The sequence below is a fragment of the Paraburkholderia sp. ZP32-5 genome, from assembly GCF_021390495.1.
Lineage (GTDB): Bacteria > Pseudomonadota > Gammaproteobacteria > Burkholderiales > Burkholderiaceae > Paraburkholderia.
Genome location: NZ_JAJEJP010000001.1, coordinates 472,469 through 489,415 on the forward strand (window position 1 = coordinate 472,469; position 16,947 = coordinate 489,415).

The 16,947-nt window shown below is 64.2% G+C and carries 14 protein-coding genes; 10 read left to right on the forward strand and 4 right to left on the reverse strand.

The window, feature by feature from the left end; translation table 11 throughout:
• Positions 1-4 precede the first annotated feature (4 nt).
• From L0U82_RS02095 to L0U82_RS02115, 5 genes are all read left to right on the forward strand, one after another.
• Positions 5-649 (forward strand): response regulator transcription factor, encoded by a 645-nt coding sequence (locus L0U82_RS02095; protein WP_233828157.1) that lies wholly within the window; start codon positions 5-7, stop codon positions 647-649.
• A gap of 162 nt (positions 650-811) precedes the next feature.
• Positions 812-1,555: an aquaporin Z gene (gene aqpZ / locus L0U82_RS02100; RefSeq protein WP_233828158.1), complete on the forward strand. Its 744-nt coding sequence runs from the start codon at positions 812-814 to the stop codon at positions 1,553-1,555.
• Positions 1,556-1,614: 59 nt separating this feature from the next.
• Positions 1,615-5,547 (forward strand): ATP-binding protein, encoded by a 3,933-nt coding sequence (locus L0U82_RS02105; protein ID WP_233828159.1) that lies wholly within the window; start codon positions 1,615-1,617, stop codon positions 5,545-5,547.
• Between the two features lie 477 nt (positions 5,548-6,024).
• On the forward strand, positions 6,025-6,459 hold the full coding sequence (locus L0U82_RS02110) for a CHRD domain-containing protein (protein ID WP_233828160.1): 435 nt from the start codon (positions 6,025-6,027) through the stop codon (positions 6,457-6,459).
• A 235-nt stretch (positions 6,460-6,694) separates the two neighbouring features.
• A complete protein-coding gene (locus tag L0U82_RS02115; protein ID WP_233828162.1) occupies positions 6,695-7,672 on the forward strand; it encodes an alpha/beta hydrolase in 978 nt (325 codons plus the stop codon).
• Here L0U82_RS02115 and L0U82_RS02120 read toward each other — a convergent pair.
• Positions 7,642-8,481 carry an EcsC family protein gene (locus L0U82_RS02120; RefSeq protein WP_233828164.1) on the reverse strand — a complete coding sequence of 280 codons (840 nt, stop codon included), beginning with the start codon at positions 8,479-8,481 and terminating at the stop codon, positions 7,642-7,644. The two genes, L0U82_RS02115 and L0U82_RS02120, sit on opposite strands and share 31 nt — an antisense overlap.
• 143 nt (positions 8,482-8,624) lie before the next feature.
• Between L0U82_RS02120 and L0U82_RS02125 the strand changes: the two genes are divergently transcribed.
• Positions 8,625-10,220, forward strand: coding sequence for an MDR family MFS transporter (locus tag L0U82_RS02125; protein WP_233828166.1), 1,596 nt, complete (start codon positions 8,625-8,627; stop codon positions 10,218-10,220).
• Between the two features lie 29 nt (positions 10,221-10,249).
• Entirely contained in the window at positions 10,250-10,744 is a 495-nt protein-coding gene (locus L0U82_RS02130; protein WP_233828168.1) for a MarR family winged helix-turn-helix transcriptional regulator, read from the forward strand.
• A 125-nt stretch (positions 10,745-10,869) separates the two neighbouring features.
• On the opposite strand, the gene L0U82_RS02135 is transcribed toward L0U82_RS02130, so the two are convergent.
• On the reverse strand, positions 10,870-12,147 hold the full coding sequence (locus L0U82_RS02135) for an amino acid deaminase (protein WP_233828170.1): 1,278 nt from the start codon (positions 12,145-12,147) through the stop codon (positions 10,870-10,872).
• A 153-nt stretch (positions 12,148-12,300) separates the two neighbouring features.
• Here L0U82_RS02135 and L0U82_RS02140 point away from each other — a divergent pair, with 153 nt between their 5' ends.
• The 3 genes from L0U82_RS02140 (at position 12,301) to L0U82_RS02150 (ending at position 15,138) form a co-directional block, all read left to right on the forward strand.
• Positions 12,301-13,191, forward strand: coding sequence for a MurR/RpiR family transcriptional regulator (locus L0U82_RS02140; protein ID WP_233828172.1), 891 nt, complete (start codon positions 12,301-12,303; stop codon positions 13,189-13,191).
• A 3-nt stretch (positions 13,192-13,194) separates the two neighbouring features.
• Positions 13,195-14,676, forward strand: a complete 1,482-nt coding sequence (locus L0U82_RS02145) for an N-acyl-D-amino-acid deacylase family protein (protein WP_233828174.1) — start codon at positions 13,195-13,197, stop codon at positions 14,674-14,676.
• A gap of 75 nt (positions 14,677-14,751) precedes the next feature.
• A complete protein-coding gene (locus tag L0U82_RS02150; RefSeq protein ID WP_008923846.1) occupies positions 14,752-15,138 on the forward strand; it encodes a RidA family protein in 387 nt (128 codons plus the stop codon).
• A gap of 83 nt (positions 15,139-15,221) precedes the next feature.
• Here L0U82_RS02150 and queF read toward each other — a convergent pair whose 3' ends face one another.
• Positions 15,222-16,046, reverse strand: a complete 825-nt coding sequence (queF, locus tag L0U82_RS02155) for an NADPH-dependent 7-cyano-7-deazaguanine reductase QueF (RefSeq protein ID WP_233828177.1) — start codon at positions 16,044-16,046, stop codon at positions 15,222-15,224.
• Positions 16,043-16,945, reverse strand: coding sequence for a 5'-nucleotidase (locus tag L0U82_RS02160; protein WP_233828179.1), 903 nt, complete (start codon positions 16,943-16,945; stop codon positions 16,043-16,045). The genes queF and L0U82_RS02160 overlap by 4 nt, the downstream gene beginning before the upstream one ends.
• Positions 16,946-16,947 lie beyond the last annotated feature (2 nt).

The following is a 16,947-nucleotide window of genomic DNA, read 5'->3' on the forward strand; positions in this document are numbered from 1 at the left end:
AAAAATGACAAAAAAAATCCACGTAGTCGTGGCAGACGATCACCACTGCATTCGCGCGGGTGTCAGATATCTGCTCAGGGAGCGGCCGAATATCGAAATCGTCGGCGAAGCGACGGATACCTTCACGCTCGAGCAATTGCTCGATGTTCGTGCGTGCGACGTCCTCGTATCGGATATCGGCATGCCTGGACTCGGTGGCGACGACAATGCTGTGCCGCTGTTGCGCCGCCTGTTGCGGCGTCGGCCGCATCCGCAGGTCGTCGTGCTGACGATGGTCCGCCGCGCGAACATGCTGTCCGGTCTGCGCAGCATCGGCGTGACTGGCATCGTCGATAAACGTGATGCCGCCGCGACCTTGATCGACGCGATCGAAGCGGCCGCGGACGGGCGGATTCATCTGTCGGAGCAGGTGCGCGCAGTGCTCGATGCGGCGCGTCCGATACCTCCATTGCGCGGCGGCGCGATGAGCGCGCGCGAGTGGGAAGTGTTTCAACTCTATGCGCGCGGCCTCGCGGTGCACGAGATCGCCGAGCGTCTGCATCGTAGCGACAAGACCATCAGCACGCAGAAGCGCAGCGCGATGCGCAAGCTCGGGCTGGAAACCGAGGGAGATCTGATCGACTACGCGAACCAGATCGGACTGATATGACGGGCGAACTGCGTTGAATGGCGATGATTAAGGAGATCAATCATCTAGGAGTTCTCTGATTGGCGCGACTCAGACGGCACCTAATAATCAGAAATTGACCTCGGCCTCGTGGATGCTCTTCTTGCATCGCGGCCGGTCTGGTCATTTCAAATGGGAGCACGGATGGTCACGCTGGGTAAGCGATTGTGGGGAGAGTGCGCAGGCACCGCGTGGCTGGTGTTCGTCGGATGCGGCAGTACCGTGCTGGATAGCTCCGGCGCACTTCAGGGCAGCAGCGCGCTGGAAATGTCGTTGGCGTTCGGCCTCGCTTTCGCTACCGCGAGCTATGCGTTCGGCAAGATTTCGGGCGCGCATTTCAATCCTGCCGTCACGATCGGTTTCACGGCCGCGCAGCGCTTTCCGGTCCGAGATCTGTTGCCCTACATCGCCGCCCAGATCGTGGGTGCAACGCTCGCCGCCGCGTTTCTCGCCTATATCGCGAGCGGCAGACCCGGCTTCGAACTCGGTGCGAGCAATTTTGCCGCCAATGGCTTCGGCGCCCATTCGCCGGCCGATTATCCATTGCACTGCGCGCTCATCGTCGAGTTCGTGCTGTCCTTCGTTTTCGTCACTGCTTGCCTGCTGGTCGCGAACCGGAAAGAGATCGCGCCGCTTGCACCGCTCGTCATCGGCGCGTGTCTGATGCTTGCCTATCTCGTGTCCATTCCCGTCACCAACGGTGCGATCAATCCCGCCCGCTCCACCGCGGCGGCGTTCTTTGTCGGCAACTGGGCGCTAGACCAGCTTTGGCTGTTCTGGGCCGCGCCTTTCTCGGGTGCCCTCGCGGCCGGCGTTCTGTTTTCCTGTCTGAATGGCGGTGCTGAGCCGAGCGCGTCGTTTGCCGATGGGCGGAGCGAGGCCGGGTGAGTTCATTGTTCCCTGTGGCCTTTCTTCATCGTCTTGCGACTACGCGTGGGTTGCGCTGCTTGCCGCGACGTCTGCTCGTGTTGAGCCTGCTGGCGCTCGTGCATGTGACCTGCATCGCCGGAACGTCTGGCCGCGCACAGCATGCGGGTGCTGCGTCCGCCGCATCTGCTAGTTCTTCGATTCCTTCTATTCCTTTCCCCAGCAAACTCACCGTCGGCATGCTCGCGAACGGCTGGCCGCCGTTCGACGTGGTGCGCGACGGGCGCGTGGCCGGGGTGAGCGGCCTGAGCGGCGATCTGCTGCACGCGCTCGTGGGTCCGGATGTCGTCATCGAGGCGAAGACTTTTCCCGACATGACGCAGTTGCTCGCGGCGGCATGCGCCGGGCAGGTCGATGTGCTGATGAGCATTGCCCGTACGCCTGAGCGCGAGCGTTGCGTGAGCTTCACCGCGCCATATTTCCGAGCGTCCGCTTCGACTGTCGTGCGCCGCGACGATCACCGTTTTGTGAACCTCGCCGGCCTCGCGACCGCGCGTATCGCGATAGAACGCGGCTTCGCGCGCGAGCGGCTGTTACGCGACGGTTTGCCACGCGCCAGCATCGTCACGTTCGCGACTACACGCGAGGCACTGGCGGCGGTCTTGCACGGTGACGCTGACGCATATATCGGCTTCGCGCCGGTCGTGCATGTCGAACTGGCCAGCGAAGCGTTTCGCGGCCTACGCGTTGCGTTCGAGCAGGGCGGCAAGGCGCTGGATTTGCGCTTCGGCGTTCCGCGCGAGCGGATCGGATTGCGAGATCAACTGAATCGTGCGCTCAGGTCTTTGAATCCTGCCGAGGCTGCGGCAATCCGCGCGCGCTGGCTGTCCGGCAACTTCGGCGCCGCGGCCGCATCGGCCGCATCCGGATTGACGCTGGGCACGGAAGAAACGCAGCCCATCCAGCAGAAGTGGTCGAGTCCCGCTGCACCGAACGAGCAGGTATGGAGCGTGAGCGCGCTGCATCTGCTGCCGGTGTTGATCGGCATCGGGTCAGTGTTGCTGGTTACGTTGCGCGCCTACGTACTGCTGCAACGCGAAGTCAGGCTGCGCAAGCGGACCGAGCGCGAACTCGCGCTACAGCTCAACTTCCAGCAGACGATGATGAAGACGGTGCCGTATCCGCTCGCCGCCAAAGATCTGGACGGGCGCTACATCGCGGTCAACGAGGCGTATGAGAAAGCGTGCGGAATGAGCCGCGGGGCGGTGGTCGGCCGTACCACCGCCGAGGTCGGCACATGGGGCGACGCGAACGGCCGCAAGCTCGACGACATGACGCGCGAACTGCTGCGCGGCGGCACCCTCGCGCAGGTCGAACTGCAATTCGAGGACACCGCAGGCGAGCCTCGGCATGGGCTGTTCTGGACGCGCGTCTGCCATGGCGACGATGGGCAGCCGGTTTGCGTGCTCGGCACGATGGTCGACATCACCGATATCCGGCGCGCTGAAATGCTCGCGCGCGAAACCGAGCGGCGTCTGTTTGACGTTACGCGCTCGCTGCCGGCCGTCGTGTTCCAGTTGCGGCGTACGGCAAACGGCGCGTACTCGTTTCCGTATATCGGTGGCGACAGTGCGCATCTGCTCGGCGAGGGCAGCGCGTCGCTGGTCCAACGCGGCCAGGTCGACTTTCAGCGCATATCGGAACTTGACCGGGCGTTCGTGCTTGCGGAGCTGGAGCGCTCGGCGATGTGCGAAACGCCGGTGCACATGGAGTTTCGTCTCGCCAACACGAATGTGAGCACGAGCGCGAGTCCAGGCGCAGCCGCAAACACAGTCGCAAACGCGGGCCAACCCAAGTGGGTGCGAGCGGAACTGGTGCCACGGCGCGAGGCGGATGGCGGCGTCGTGTGGAGCGGCTACTGGGTCGACGCGAGCGTGGAGCGCGCACGTTCCGAGGAACTCGCGCGGGCGCGCGACTTCGCCGAGGCGGCGTCGCGCGCGAAAGACCGATTCTTCGCGATGATGAGCCACGAAATCCGCACGCCGATGAACGGTGTGCTGGGACTCGCCGAAGTGCTCGAACGTACGGCGCTCAGCACCGATCAGAGCGAAATGCTCGGCATGATCCATGAGTCGGCGGGTGCGCTGCTGCAGATCCTTGACGATCTGCTCGACTATTCGAAAATCGAGGCGGGGCACCTGACGATCGAAGCCGAGCCGATCGACCTGCGCGAACTCGTCGACAACGCGGTCGGTTTGCTCGCGGGGCGAGCGCACGAAAACGGGCTGAAGGTGCGCGTCGAGATCGCTGCCGGCGTGGCTGCGACACTATGCGGCGACAGCGTCCGCTTGCGGCAGATCTTGTTCAATCTGCTCGGCAACGCGATCAAGTTCACGCCGAATGGCGAGGTCGGCGTGAGCGTGGCGGTCGTCGCCGATCGCGATGCTCTACCGGGCTCCACACAATCGTCTGCGCAAACGCTGGAAATAACGGTTCACGACACGGGCATCGGCATCGCACCGGATGTGCAGGCAAGCCTGTTCGAGCCATTCGTGCAAGCCGAATCGTCCACTACGCGGCGCTTCGGCGGCACGGGCCTCGGCCTGACCATCTGTCGCAAGCTGATCGAACTGATGAACGGCACGCTCACGCTGCGCAGCGAGCCCGGTGGCGGGACGTTCATGACCGTGCGACTCACGATGCCGGTCGTCGCGCAGCATTACTCGGTCAGCGCCCTGCGCGGCAAGCGCGGTGTTGTGATCGCACGTGACCCGTGCATCGCGCGGGCCGTGACGCATTTCGGCGAAGCGCTCGGGCTCGAGCTGCAAGCGGTTTTGCCTGACGGCGGCGAGGCATCCGTGGCGGCTGCACGCCCTGCGCCGGGCGAGCGCGTCACGCTGGCTGGCGCGGACCTGCTGTTTATCAGCGAAGACATCGCATTGCCCGGGCATATCGGTGCGAATACGCGCATCGTCACGCTGACCGAAAAGCCGAAGCCGACGGGCTACCGCATTCTCGACGACACGGTGCGCGTCAGCGTCAACCCGATCTTGTGGCGCGGCTTCAGCGCTGCGTGCGCAGCCGCGATGACGCGTCGCACTCCGTTGGCGCCGCGTGCGCCCGAACATCGCGCGGCACCGCCGGACCGCGAGCGCGAGATGGCGAGCGGGCGGCTGATCCTTGTCGCTGAAGATCATCCGGTCAACCAGGAACTGATCCGCCACCAACTCGCTCTGCTCGGTTTCGCCTGCGACGTGGCGGACGACGGCGTCGAGGCGCTCGCCGCGCTCGAACGTACGAACTACGGCTGTCTGATCACGGACTGCCACATGCCGAACCTGTCCGGCTACGAACTGACGAGGCGTATCCGCGAAGCCGAGGCCGCGCGGGCGCGAAGCGGCGCGCATCGTCTTCCGATCCTCGGCATCACCGCGAATACCGCACCAGACGACCTCATTCTGTGCCGCGAAGCCGGTATGGACGACACCCTCATCAAGCCCACCCGGCTCGCGACGTTGCGTGATCACCTGAGCCGCTGGTTCGGCGCAGAGGCTGGCATTGAGGCCGACGCTGAACGTGCGTCGCAGGCCGCGCCAACGGAAACGCTAGGCAATGTGCCGCCCGCGCCGGACATCGAAGGCCCAGCGGTTCGGCAAACCGGCGCGACGCCGCCGGCGCCGATCGACCTTGCTCATATGACGCAATTGTGGGGAAGCGAGTCGACGGTGAAGGCGTTGCTCGACTCGTTCGTTTCGTCGATGCGCGACGATATGCGGACGCTCGCGTCATTGCTCGAACACGTCGAGATTGCGCGCATGCTCGCGTGGCAGCACCGCGTGGCGGGGGCGGCGAATGTGCTGCAGTATCCGCCGCTGATTCATGTGCTGGAAGCATATCGCGAGCAGATCGTCGCGACGGCGCCTGAGCGTATGCGTGCTGAAGGGTTCGCGCTGATCGAGAAATGCGAGGCGATGCTGGATTCGATCGAACAGCGGGCCGCATTGCTCGCGTAATCCATCGGATAGCCGTGCGCAAAATGCCGGCGCTCCAAACGCGATTCAAACCCGCTCCAACTGCGTTCCAGAAAGCATTCCAGAAAGCTGGGGCGAAAAAAAACGCGGCCGAAGCCGCGTTAAAGATTTGGAGACGTCCTTCGATGAAGGAGTCACTTCTCGCAGGCAGAAGCATAGCTGTAGTCGAGTGATTTATTCATTACAAATTGCGCAATTAAGTTTTTGGTTAAATCGATTAAAGCGGCTCGGTCATTTGCCTGAGTCTGTATTTCAGATCTATTTTTCACAAACGTATGGCACAGTGCGCACTTCGCGTAGCCACGAACGGTGCGGAATTCAATGCCGTTCCCGTTTGAGTCGGCGCCGCTGAAACAACCGCACCGGCCGCCACCGGGTCCGGCCGATTTGCACTAGTATGGGGAGGATCTGCGCGGCAGATACGAGGTCGCAGCGGTGCGTCAAAGTCCGGAGAAGACCATGATTACGTTACGAAAACTGAATCTGGCCGTGGTGGTGTGGGCGCTTGCGTCAGGCGTCGCGCTTGCCGATACGGTGGCGCTTAAAGCCGACCTCGAACCATCGAGCGAGGTGCCGCCGCGGGTGAGTCAAGGGCACGGCATGCTGAATGCGACTTTCGATACGTCGACCCAATCGCTGCAATGGACGGCTACCTATGAGGGCCTGAGCGGGCCGGCGACCGCCGCGCATTTTCATGGGCCCGCACCGGTCGGCCAGAACGCGAAGATCCAGGTGCCAATCGAAAAGAAGGCGCTGGCGAGCCCGATCAAGGGGACCACGAAGCTGACCGAGCAGCAGGTCACCGATCTGATGGCTGGGCAGTGGTACTTCAACATCCATACCGCGCAGAATCCGATGGGTGAGATTCGCGGCCAGGTTTTACCGGCGAACTAGCGCATCAAGAGCGGCCCGTGCGTCGGCGAGCGCGGAGCCGCGAGCAGGATCAGCGAGCAGGCCAAGCAAGTGAAGCCTGCAAAACCAACAACCGAAACCCAAACTCTCACCCACTAATCGCAAGCGACCAGCACCACCCACCCGCTCCCCCATCCACGATTAGAACCCCACCACCCACCGGCGCCCCAGCCAACGCACGTACCATGACGGGACATCAATAAAGGAGCACGTCCCGATGAGCTGGCAAAGCGCACTCGCATGCTGGTACTTGCGCAGGCATTTTCGGCCGGAGACCCTCAAGCCACATATCGACGTCGAACGCGCGCGCGCACTGACTTCGACACGCGTGTGGTCGCCGCGCGTACCGGCAGGCTGGCGTCTGCGCGAAACGTATCGTGCCAGCGACGCGCCATTGCTCGGCGAATGGCTGGAGCCTGCGAGCAGCGAGCCGGACGGCGAGTTTGCCGCCAGCACGACACCCACGGTGCTCTACTGTCACGGCGGCGGCTACTACTTCTGCTCGCCGCGCACGCATCGTTCGCTGACCTTCGCGCTTGCGCCGCGTGCCAGCGCGCGGCTCTTTTCCCTCGACTATCGCCTCGCGCCCGAGCATCGCTTTCCGGCCGCGCTCGACGACGCGACCGCGGCCTATCGTCAGTTGCTCGCGATGGGCATCGCAGCCAGTTCGATCGTGATTGCCGGCGATTCGGCCGGCGGCGGCCTTGCGCTCGCGACGCTGGTCGCGTTGCGCGACGCCGGCGCGCCGATGCCGGCGGGCGGTCTGCTGTTTTCGCCGTGGACCGATCTCGCGACGACCGGCGCGAGCCTGCGCGCGAACGACGGCATCGATCCGATGTTCTGCGGCGCGGCGATCGAGCGCGCGGCCAAGGTTTATCTCGGCGATGCGTCGCCCACGCATCCGTACGCATCGCCGGTCTACGCGGACCTGCACGGCCTGCCGCCGCTTTTCATGATGGCGGGCAGCACCGAAGTGCTGCTCGACGATACGCGCCGCGTCGCCGACAACGCGCGTGCGGCGGGCGTCGATTGTGAATGCGAGGTGTGGAAGAAACTGCCGCACGTATGGCCGGTGTTCGCGCCGTTCATGCCCGAGGCGAACCGCGCGCTCGACCTCGCGGCTGCGTTCGTGCGGCGCGCGACAAGCCGCGCCGCGCTTGCCGCTCAGGCGTCGGGCGTGACGTCGAGCGTCTGATAGACGGCCTCGATCTCAGCCGGCCCGTACTGCCGCTCGAGCCGCCGCACCGTGAAGTGCCCGTGCGCGACCTGCTGGAAGTGGTCGATAAAAACCGTATTGACCATCGCGCCGAGCACCGCGCCGATCGCCGGAATCGATTTCGCGGCGATCTGCTCGCTGACCTGCACCGAAAAGCGCGCGGCGATCGCGTTGAGCAAGCGCAGCAGCGCCGCCGAGCCGTGCGCGGTGAAGCCCTTGCTGGCAATTTCCGACGATGCCTTCGAGACCGCCTGCGCCAGCGCGCCGCGCATGAAGAAATAGCCGAGATCGGCGTCGTCGTCCTCGCTCGACGTGCCGCCCATGCCGAGCACCGTCAGGCATTGCAGCTGCGTGTCGATCGAAGTCAGATCTTCGCCCTCGCTGCGCGCGATATCGCAGATCGAGCGGAACATCAGCGTGGTCGTGACCGGCAGTTCGACCGGCAACGCGAGCAGTCCGAACGCGCCGCCAGCCGCGCCGGTGGTCGCCACCGCGAACTTGTGCAGCAGATTATTTGGCTTGTCGGGCGCGAGCAGCTTTGCGTCGTCGCGTCGGCCGAGTGTGCGCAGCGCGATCGACAGGCATTTGCGCAGCGCCGCCTGAGTCGCGTCCGCGACCTTTTCGTTGGCGAAAGCGGGAATGCGCGTGAGTAGCTTTTCGATCGGCGCGCCGACGATGCTCGCGAGTTTCATCGCGAGCGCGGGGCTTTCGAGCTGATGTTTCGCGCGCCGCAGCGCGTTCAGGTCCTGCTCGGATAAAGATGGTGCTGCGAGCGAACTCGGCTGCATGGGCCTCCCTGGCGTCGTCGTGGCTTCAGCGCTACCGCTCAGTGTACCGGCGCACACTGCTGCGCACGGAGCGTGCCGGTTAGAGCCTTGGGCCGTGGTATGATTCCAAATCTTTTGACAAGTCAACTTTTGCTCCATCAAAAATGGCTGTCCATACCGCCGCCCACCATTCGAGTGGGCAAGTTTTACCGTTCCGTGAATCCCTGCTGGCGATGCTCGGCGTTTCATTCGTCGCGATGCTGGTCGCGCTCGATCAGACCGTGGTCGGCACCGCGCTGCCCACCATCGTGTCCGAACTCCGCGGCTTCGAACTGTACGCGTGGGTCGCCACCTCATACCTGCTGACCTCCGTGATTACCGTGCCGATCTTCGGCCGGCTCGGCGATTACTACGGGCGCAAGCCGTTCGTGATCGCATCGATCGTCGTGTTCACCGGCGCGTCGGTGCTGTGCGGCGCGGCCAACAGCATGCTGTTTCTCGTGCTCGCGCGCGGTTTGCAGGGCATTGGCGGCGGCATGCTGGTCGGCACCGCGTTCGCATGTATTCCCGATCTGTTCCCCGACTCGGTCGTGCGTCTGCGTTGGCAGGTGCTGATGAGTTCCGCGTTCGGCATCGCGAATGCGATCGGGCCGTCGCTCGGCGGTTTTCTCACGCAGTACTACGGCTGGCGTTCGGTGTTTTACGTGAATCTGCCGGTGGGTCTGCTGTCGCTGTTTTTCGTCTGGCGTTTCCTGCCGCATCTGCGGCACGTCGAGCATGCGGGCAAGATGCGGCTCGACTGGCCGGGGGCGGCGCTGATCGCGGTAGCGCTCGGCTCGCTGCAATTGTTCGTCGAATTACTGCCGAAGCACGGCATCACGCTGAGCGCGTTCGTGCTGCTCGCGTTGAGCATCGCGTCCGCCATTGCATTGTGGAAGTGGGAAAAACGTTGTCCGACCGCGATCCTGCCGGTCGATATGTTCCATAACCGCAGCCTGGCCGCGCTGTTCACGCTGGCCGTGCTGGGCGGTTTCACGATGTTCTCGCTGCTGTTCTACGCGCCGCTGCTGTTTCAAGGCGGCTTCGGGATGTCGCCGAAGGAAGCGGGGCTCGTCATCACGCCGCTGGTCGTGTTCATGACGATCGGCAGTATCGCCAACGGGCGTATCGTGCCGCGCCTGAAAAGTCCGAACCTGTTGCTGTACATCGGCTTTGCGCTGATGGCGTTGTCGTGCCTCGGCGTCGTCGTCGCGACCCGTTCGATGCCGCAATGGGCGCTGACGTCGTTCATGGTGCTGGGCGGTCTCGGTCTCGGTTTCGTGATGCCGAACCTGACGATCTTCGCGCAGCAGACCGCGGGCCGCGAGCACCTGGGCATCGCGACGGCACTGATGCAGTCGCTGCGGATGATCGGCGGCATGATCGGCACGGCGCTGACCGGCACGCTCGTCACGCACATGTACCGCAGCAGCGTGCACGGTGCGCTGGATAATGCGGGCGCGTCGCACTGGTTCACCGATCTCGGCGATCCGCAGATCCTGATCAACCGGGACGCGCAGGCCACGCTCGTCGACCAGTTGACGCACGCGGGCCACAACGGTGCGATGTTGCTCGAAAGCGCGCGCGAGGCGCTGGTCGGCGCGATTCACCTGGGTCTCGCGATGGCCGCGTTGATCGCCGTCGTATCGGTATGGCAATGCAGTCGGGTTCCGCCGATCAAGCTGCAGCGCAAACTCGAACCGGTGATTCACGCGGACTGATTTTGGACTTGGTGTTTGACGGACAGATTATGGAAGAACAGGACCGCGTCGCCGTGATGCAGCAATTCGGCCGCACGTATCGGACGTTCATGTCGGCATTCGAGGCCCACGTGGGTCATCCTTTGCCGCGCTGGCGCATTCTGCTCGCGCTGCACGACCAGGGCGGCGAGTCGTCGCAAAAGCGGCTCGTCGAGCGTTTGCGCGTCGATCCGGGCGCACTCACCCGGCAGTTGAAAGCGCTCGAAGGGATGGGCTGGGTTGCGCGCAGCATGGATACGCGCGATAACCGTGTCACCAACGTGCGGCTGACTGAAGTCGGACGCGCAGCGACGGAAGAAAGCCTGCCGCGTCGCAATGCGTTTTTGCACGACACGATGGCGGGGCTGCCGGATGATGCGTTGGGCGCACTGTCGAGCGCGCTGACGATACTCGAGGCGCGGATCGGCGAAGTGGCGGCTGCCGCGAGCGCCGCCGCGGCGACAGCGCCGGAGGCGACGAGCGATGAGGCTACGCAGCGCGCCTGATAGACATCGCGTGTTGCACGCGTGGTAATAAAACGCGCGGCAATAAAAAACGGCGGTGAGCCAATAGGCCATCGTCGTTTTTTTACGCCCCTCGCTTCAAACGAAGCGCAATCCAATCATAACAATCAGAAGAACGTTTCGATCACTTCCTTCACGCGATACTGCGGATCGACGACCAGCACCTGACGCCATTTATCGAACGTCAGGCACGGATGCGAAATGTCGAACGCGATCATGTCGCCGACCTTCAGATCAGCACCGACGGGAATCCGCAGATACGCGTGCTGGTCCATCAGGCCGAAGATCTCCCAACCCTCGCTCGCGGCGACGTCGCGCGGCGCGTCGGTGCCGGGGCGGTAGTGGCGTGCCGGCTCCGGCATGCCCGCGTCGAACGCGGAGTCGCGCTTGCCGAGACCGATGATCGCGCGATCCGGCTCGGGAATCGACTGCACGTACGCCCACAGCTGCAGCGCGGGCAACAACCCTTCGCCCATTTTCTTCGCGACCGGATTGCGCTTGAAGATATCCGTCTGCGCCTTGCGATAGACGCCGACGTCATGCGTCAGATAGCAGCCGGGACGCAGCACGACCTCGACCTTGCCGGATTCGGTGGCCTGCGCGAATTCTTCGGCGACTACGTCGTACCACGCCGAACCCGCGCCCGACAGCACCGCCGGCGCACGCGCGAAACGCCCCTGCTCGACGAGTTCACGCGTGACGGCAACCGCGCCTTGCAGAAACGCGCGTACCTCGTGTTCCTCCTTCAGCACGCCCTCGTACAACTCGACACCGGCGAGTTTCAGCACCTCCGGATAGCGCGCGATCGCATCCAGCACGGCATTGCGTTGCGCTTCGTCGCGCACGCCGGTGCGTCCGCCCGGCACGCCGAGTTCGAGCAGCACTTGCAGCGGCTTTTTCACCGACGTGAAAAATTCGCCCAGTTGTTCGACGCCCTCGGCTGAATCGACGAGACAGAAGAATTCGAATTCCGGATCGCTGAGCAGCTCGGCGATCATCATCATGTTGTGACGGCCGACCAGCTGGTTCGCCATCAGCACGCGCGACACACCGCCGTGGTAAGCGGCACGCACCTGGTGCGCGGTGGCGAGCGTGATGCCCCATGCGCCGGTGTCGAGCTGGCGGCGGAACAACTGCGGCGCCATCGTGGTCTTGCCATGAGGCGCGAGCTTGACACCGTATTCGGCGACGAAGGCCTGCATCCACTTCAGGTTGTGCTCGACGCGATCCGCGTACAGCACCGCGGCCGGCAGGCTCACGTCTTCGTCGAGCAGATTCCACTCGAGGCGCGCGGCGTCCTTCAGCTGGATGCTGGCGCCCGGAACATTGCCCAAGCCCTTGCTATAAGGATCAATCGTCGCGCCCTGATAGTTTGTAACTTTCATGAATCCGTGCTCCATCGTCCAGTTAAATTGCAGCAGATTTGACTTTAGTATGTTACCGAAAGTACGATGTCCGGAGAAATGTTATTTAGTACCACGGCTTTCGCGGACCTTTCCAAGGCCCGCGCGGCCCAGCTGGGAGCCCCATCGCCCGCCATGAATCGTAGCGCCGAACCGCCTGCTTTCGACATCGTCGCGCGCATCGCCGAATGCGCGCCGGAATTGCGCTCGGCCGAACGCAAGGTCGCCGCGCTGATCCTCGACGATCTGACCGGCGCGTCGCGCGCGAGCATCGGCGCGCTCGCGCAGCAGGCCGAGGTCAGCATCGCGACGGTCACGCGTTTCGCGAAAGCAGTCGGTTGTCGCGATGTGCGTGAGCTGAAGCTGCGGCTCGCGCAGGCGGCGGCAGTCGGTCAGCGCTTTCTCGAGCGCGACGAAACAAGCGATGCACCCGAGCCGATCGCCACGCGTGTGTTCGACGAGTTGCAAACCGCGCTTGCGCACAATCATCAGTTGCTGCGTCAGGCGCCGCTCGGCGAGGCGGCCGCCGCACTACGCGCCGCGCGGATGATCTACGTGTTCGGCATGGGCGGCGGCTCGACCGCGCTCGCCGACGAAATGCGCTTCCGGCTCGTGCGCCTGGGACGCCCGGTTGCAAGCTATCAGGACGGACTATTGCAGCGGATGGTCGCGAGCACCGTGTCGCGCGAAGCCGTGATCATCGCGCTGTCCACCACGGGCCGCGTGCCGGAGCTGCTCGAAAACTGCAAGATCGCGCGCAGCTACGGCGCAACGGTGATCGCGCTGACCGCACCGGCCTCGCCGCTCGCGAGGCTCGCCGACTGGGTGATCCCGATCGTCGCGTTCGAAACCGATTTCATTTACAAGCCGTCGTCGTCCCGTTACGCGATGATGATGGCGCTCGATGTGCTCGTCACCGAACTTGCCGTCAGCCAGGGCGACGAGAGCCGCGAATTGCTGCGCCGCATGAAGCACGCGCTCGACGCGCACCGTGGCGGCGGCGATCGACAACCGTTAGGAGACTGATCCATGCATTCGCATCCCGAAGCCGCCGATACGCTGATCATCGGCGCGCAACTGTATGACGGCACGGGCGCACCGCCCGTCGAGCGCGACGTGGCGATCCGCGACGGGCGCATCGCCGCGATCGGCAATCTGTCGAACTGGCTTGCCGAAGAGGTGATCGAGGCCGAGGGCCGTGCGCTCGCGCCGGGCTTCATCGACGTGCACACGCACGACGACACCCATGTGATCCGCGCGCCGCAGATGCTGCCGAAAATCACCCAAGGCGTGACGACGGTGATCGTCGGCAATTGCGGGATCAGCGCGTCGCCGGTGTCGCTGAAGGGCGATCCGCCCGATCCGATGAATCTGCTCGGCGAGCGTGACGCATTCCAGTACCCGACCTTCGCCGACTACGTGAACGCGGTGAACGCCGCGCACCCGGCGGTCAACGTCGGCGCGCTGATCGGCCACACCGCGTTGCGCAACAACCAGATGGACCGGCTCGATCGCGCGGCAACCGCGCAGGAAATCGAAGGCATGTGCACGCAGCTCGAGGAAGCGCTCGCGCACGGCGCGCTCGGCTTGAGCTCGGGGCTCGCGTATGGCTCGGCATTTGCCGCGCCGACCGAGGAAGTGATGGCGCTCGCCGAGCCGCTCGCCGCCGCGGGCGCGCTGTACACCACGCACATGCGCACCGAGTTCGACGCGATTCTCGACGCGATGGACGAGGCGTACCGCGTCGGCCGTCATGCGCGCGTGCCGGTCGTGATCTCGCATCTGAAGTGCGCGGGGCCGTCGAACTGGGGCCGCAGCGTCGAGGTGTTGAAATCACTCGAAGGCGCGCGCGGCGCGCAGCCGGTCGGCTGCGACTGCTATCCGTACAACCGCAGTTCGTCGACGCTGGATCTGAAGCAGGTGACCGGCGATATCGACATCACGATCACGTGGTCGGAGCCGCATCCGGAAATGGCGGGCAAGCTGATCAAGGAGGTCGCGGCCGAGTGGGGCGTGTCGCAGCAGGAAGCGGGCAGGCGCCTGCAACCGGCCGGCGCGGTGTACCACAACATGTCCGAAGACGACGTGCGGCGCATCCTGTCGCATCCGGCGACGATGGTCGGCTCGGATGGCTTGCCGAACGATCCGCTGCCGCATCCGCGGCTGTGGGGCGCGTTTCCGCGCGTGCTTGGCCACTATGTGCGCGACGCCGGTTTGCTGCCGCTCGAAGAGGCGGTGCGCAAGATGACGAGCCTGTCGGCGCGCCGCTTCGGCCTCGCGCAGCGCGGCGAGGTACATGTCGGCTATCACGCCGATCTGGTGCTGTTCGACCCGGCGAAGGTGCTCGATGTCGCGACGTTCGACAAGCCGCAGCAAGCGGCGGCCGGCATCGACGCGGTGTGGGTCAACGGCGTGCTGTCGTATTGCGATGGCGCGGTGACCGGCGAGCGGGCCGGCCGGTTCGTCACGCGCGGCGTGCCGTCAAAGGGCGATGCGCAGGGCGCGTTCTGATTTTTTCGATCGATTGATGGTGGCACGCGCGGCGAGGGCGCCGCGCACGTGCCCGACTTTTTAAGGAGTGTGACGATGAAGCGATATGGCGTGGAAGGCGGAAAGGGTACCGGCGGTCAGGTGATGCCGTTCGCGCGCGCGGTCGAAGCGGACGGCTGGCTGTTCGTATCGGGCCAGACGCCGATGGAAAACGGCGAAGTGATCAACGGCGGTATCGTCGAGCAATCGCACAAGGCGATTCAGAATGTGTTCGCGATCCTGAAGGAAGCCGGTTACGGCGCTGAGCACGTCGTGCGCTGCGGCGTGTGGCTCGATGATCCGCGCGACTTCGCGTCGTTCAACAAGGTGTTTCGCGAGTACTTCGGCGAGAACCCGCCGGCCCGTGCGTGCGTGGTGTCGTCGATGGTGATCGACTGCAAGGTCGAGGTGGATTGCGTCGCTTATAAGAAGCCGGCGGCTTGAGCTAGCTGAGAGCGCTTCAATGCAACAGGGGCGCCGCGGGCTGTAATGGCCCGCGGCGCCCCTGGCGCGTTTGCCGCATCTGACTACTGCCGCGCGAGCCGCATATTGTCCGGCATCGGCAGGTTGTAGTTGGTGCGAAACGGATTGATATCGAGCCCGCCGCGCCGCGTGTAGCGTGCGTACACCGCGAGCTTCAGCGGTTTGCACATCTTCATGATGTCGACGAAGATCCGCTCGACGCACTGCTCGTGAAAGCCCGTGTGATTGCGGTACGAGATGATGTAGCGCAACAGCCCGGCGTGATCGATCTGCGGGCCGGCATAGTGAATCTGCACGCTGCCCCAGTCGGGCTGGCCGGTTACCGGGCAGTTCGATTTCAGCAGGTTCGACACCAGTGTTTCCTCGACCGGTGCTTCGTCGTGGGCCGCGCTCAAGAGCGACGCGTCCGGTTGGTACACGCTCGCTTCCAGATCGAGTCGATCCAGCGACAGGCCGTCGAATTCTTCCATCCGCAGCTTGCCGAATTCATGCGACGTGGCCAGATGAACCGACACGGTCGCGCCGCACGATGCCGACACGTCACGCTTGATCGTATCGCGCACGGTCTCCGTCGATTCGAAAACGGTCTGCGCAAACGAGCCGAGATACAGCTTGAACGACTTCGACTCGACGATATTCGGCGAATCGGCCGGCACGAAGAACGTCGCGACCGCGATCTGCGGCTTGCCGCGCGCGTTCAGCCACGACAGCTCATACGCGTTCCAGATGTCGCTGCCAAAGAACGGCAAGCGTGCGCCGATGCCGATCGCCTCGCGCGCATTGGCGCGTGCAATCGGAAACAGCAGCGAGGAGTCGTATTGTTCGGTGTAAGTCGAGGACTTACCGAGCGGAGATTGTTCGGGTGTCATGATGCATTCACGATGCCACTCATCACATGCCCGGTCGCGGTCACGACACGGGCCGATTCGCAGTGGCCAAGCTGGTCGTCGAAGAAAAAGTCCGGCTCGAATTCGCGCAGGAATGCGCTTTTGTCGAGGCCACCGAGGAACATCGCTTCGTCGATTTCGATGTTCCATGCCATCAGGGTGCGGATCGCGCGCTCATGCGCGGGCGCCGAGCGGGCCGTCACCAGCGCCGTGCGAATCCGCATCTGCGCGGCTGCGTCCGCGAGTTTCTGCAGCCGGTGCAACGCTTCGAGCAGCGGCTTCAGCGGGCCGTCCGCGAGCGGCAGGTGCTTGTTGTCGATCTCATGACCGACGAAGGCACGCAAACCGTCCTTCTGAAAGATGCGTTCGGCTTCATCGGAAAACAATACCGCGTCGCCGTCGAACGCAATGCGGATTTCGTCCGGATACGTGCTCGCCATTTTCGCCGATTCCGGCAACACGCGTGCGGCGGGAAAACCGGCGGCCAGCGCATCGCGCACGTCCTGCTGATTCGCAGACAGAAACAGCGACGCGTTCAGCGGCTTCAGATAACCGAACGGCGCGCGCCCGCGCGTGAACACGCCGCGCTCGATCGTGAGCCCGTATTCGCGGCACGAATGAAACGCGCGCAAGCCGCTGATCGGATCGCTGCGCGACAGGATCACGACTTCGACGCGATGGCCGCCGGCGTTCAGCGCGAGCAGCTTGCGAATCAGCGGAAACGCGACGCCCGGTTTCGCGGGCACATTCAGCCGTTCGCGCTGCAACGCTTCGTACGCGCGCAGGTCGCCGGCCTCGTAGACGCGGTTCTCCTCCTCGAAGTCGAACAGCGCGCGCGACGAGATTGCGACCACCAGTTTGTCGACGAGCGAAAGCGCCATCG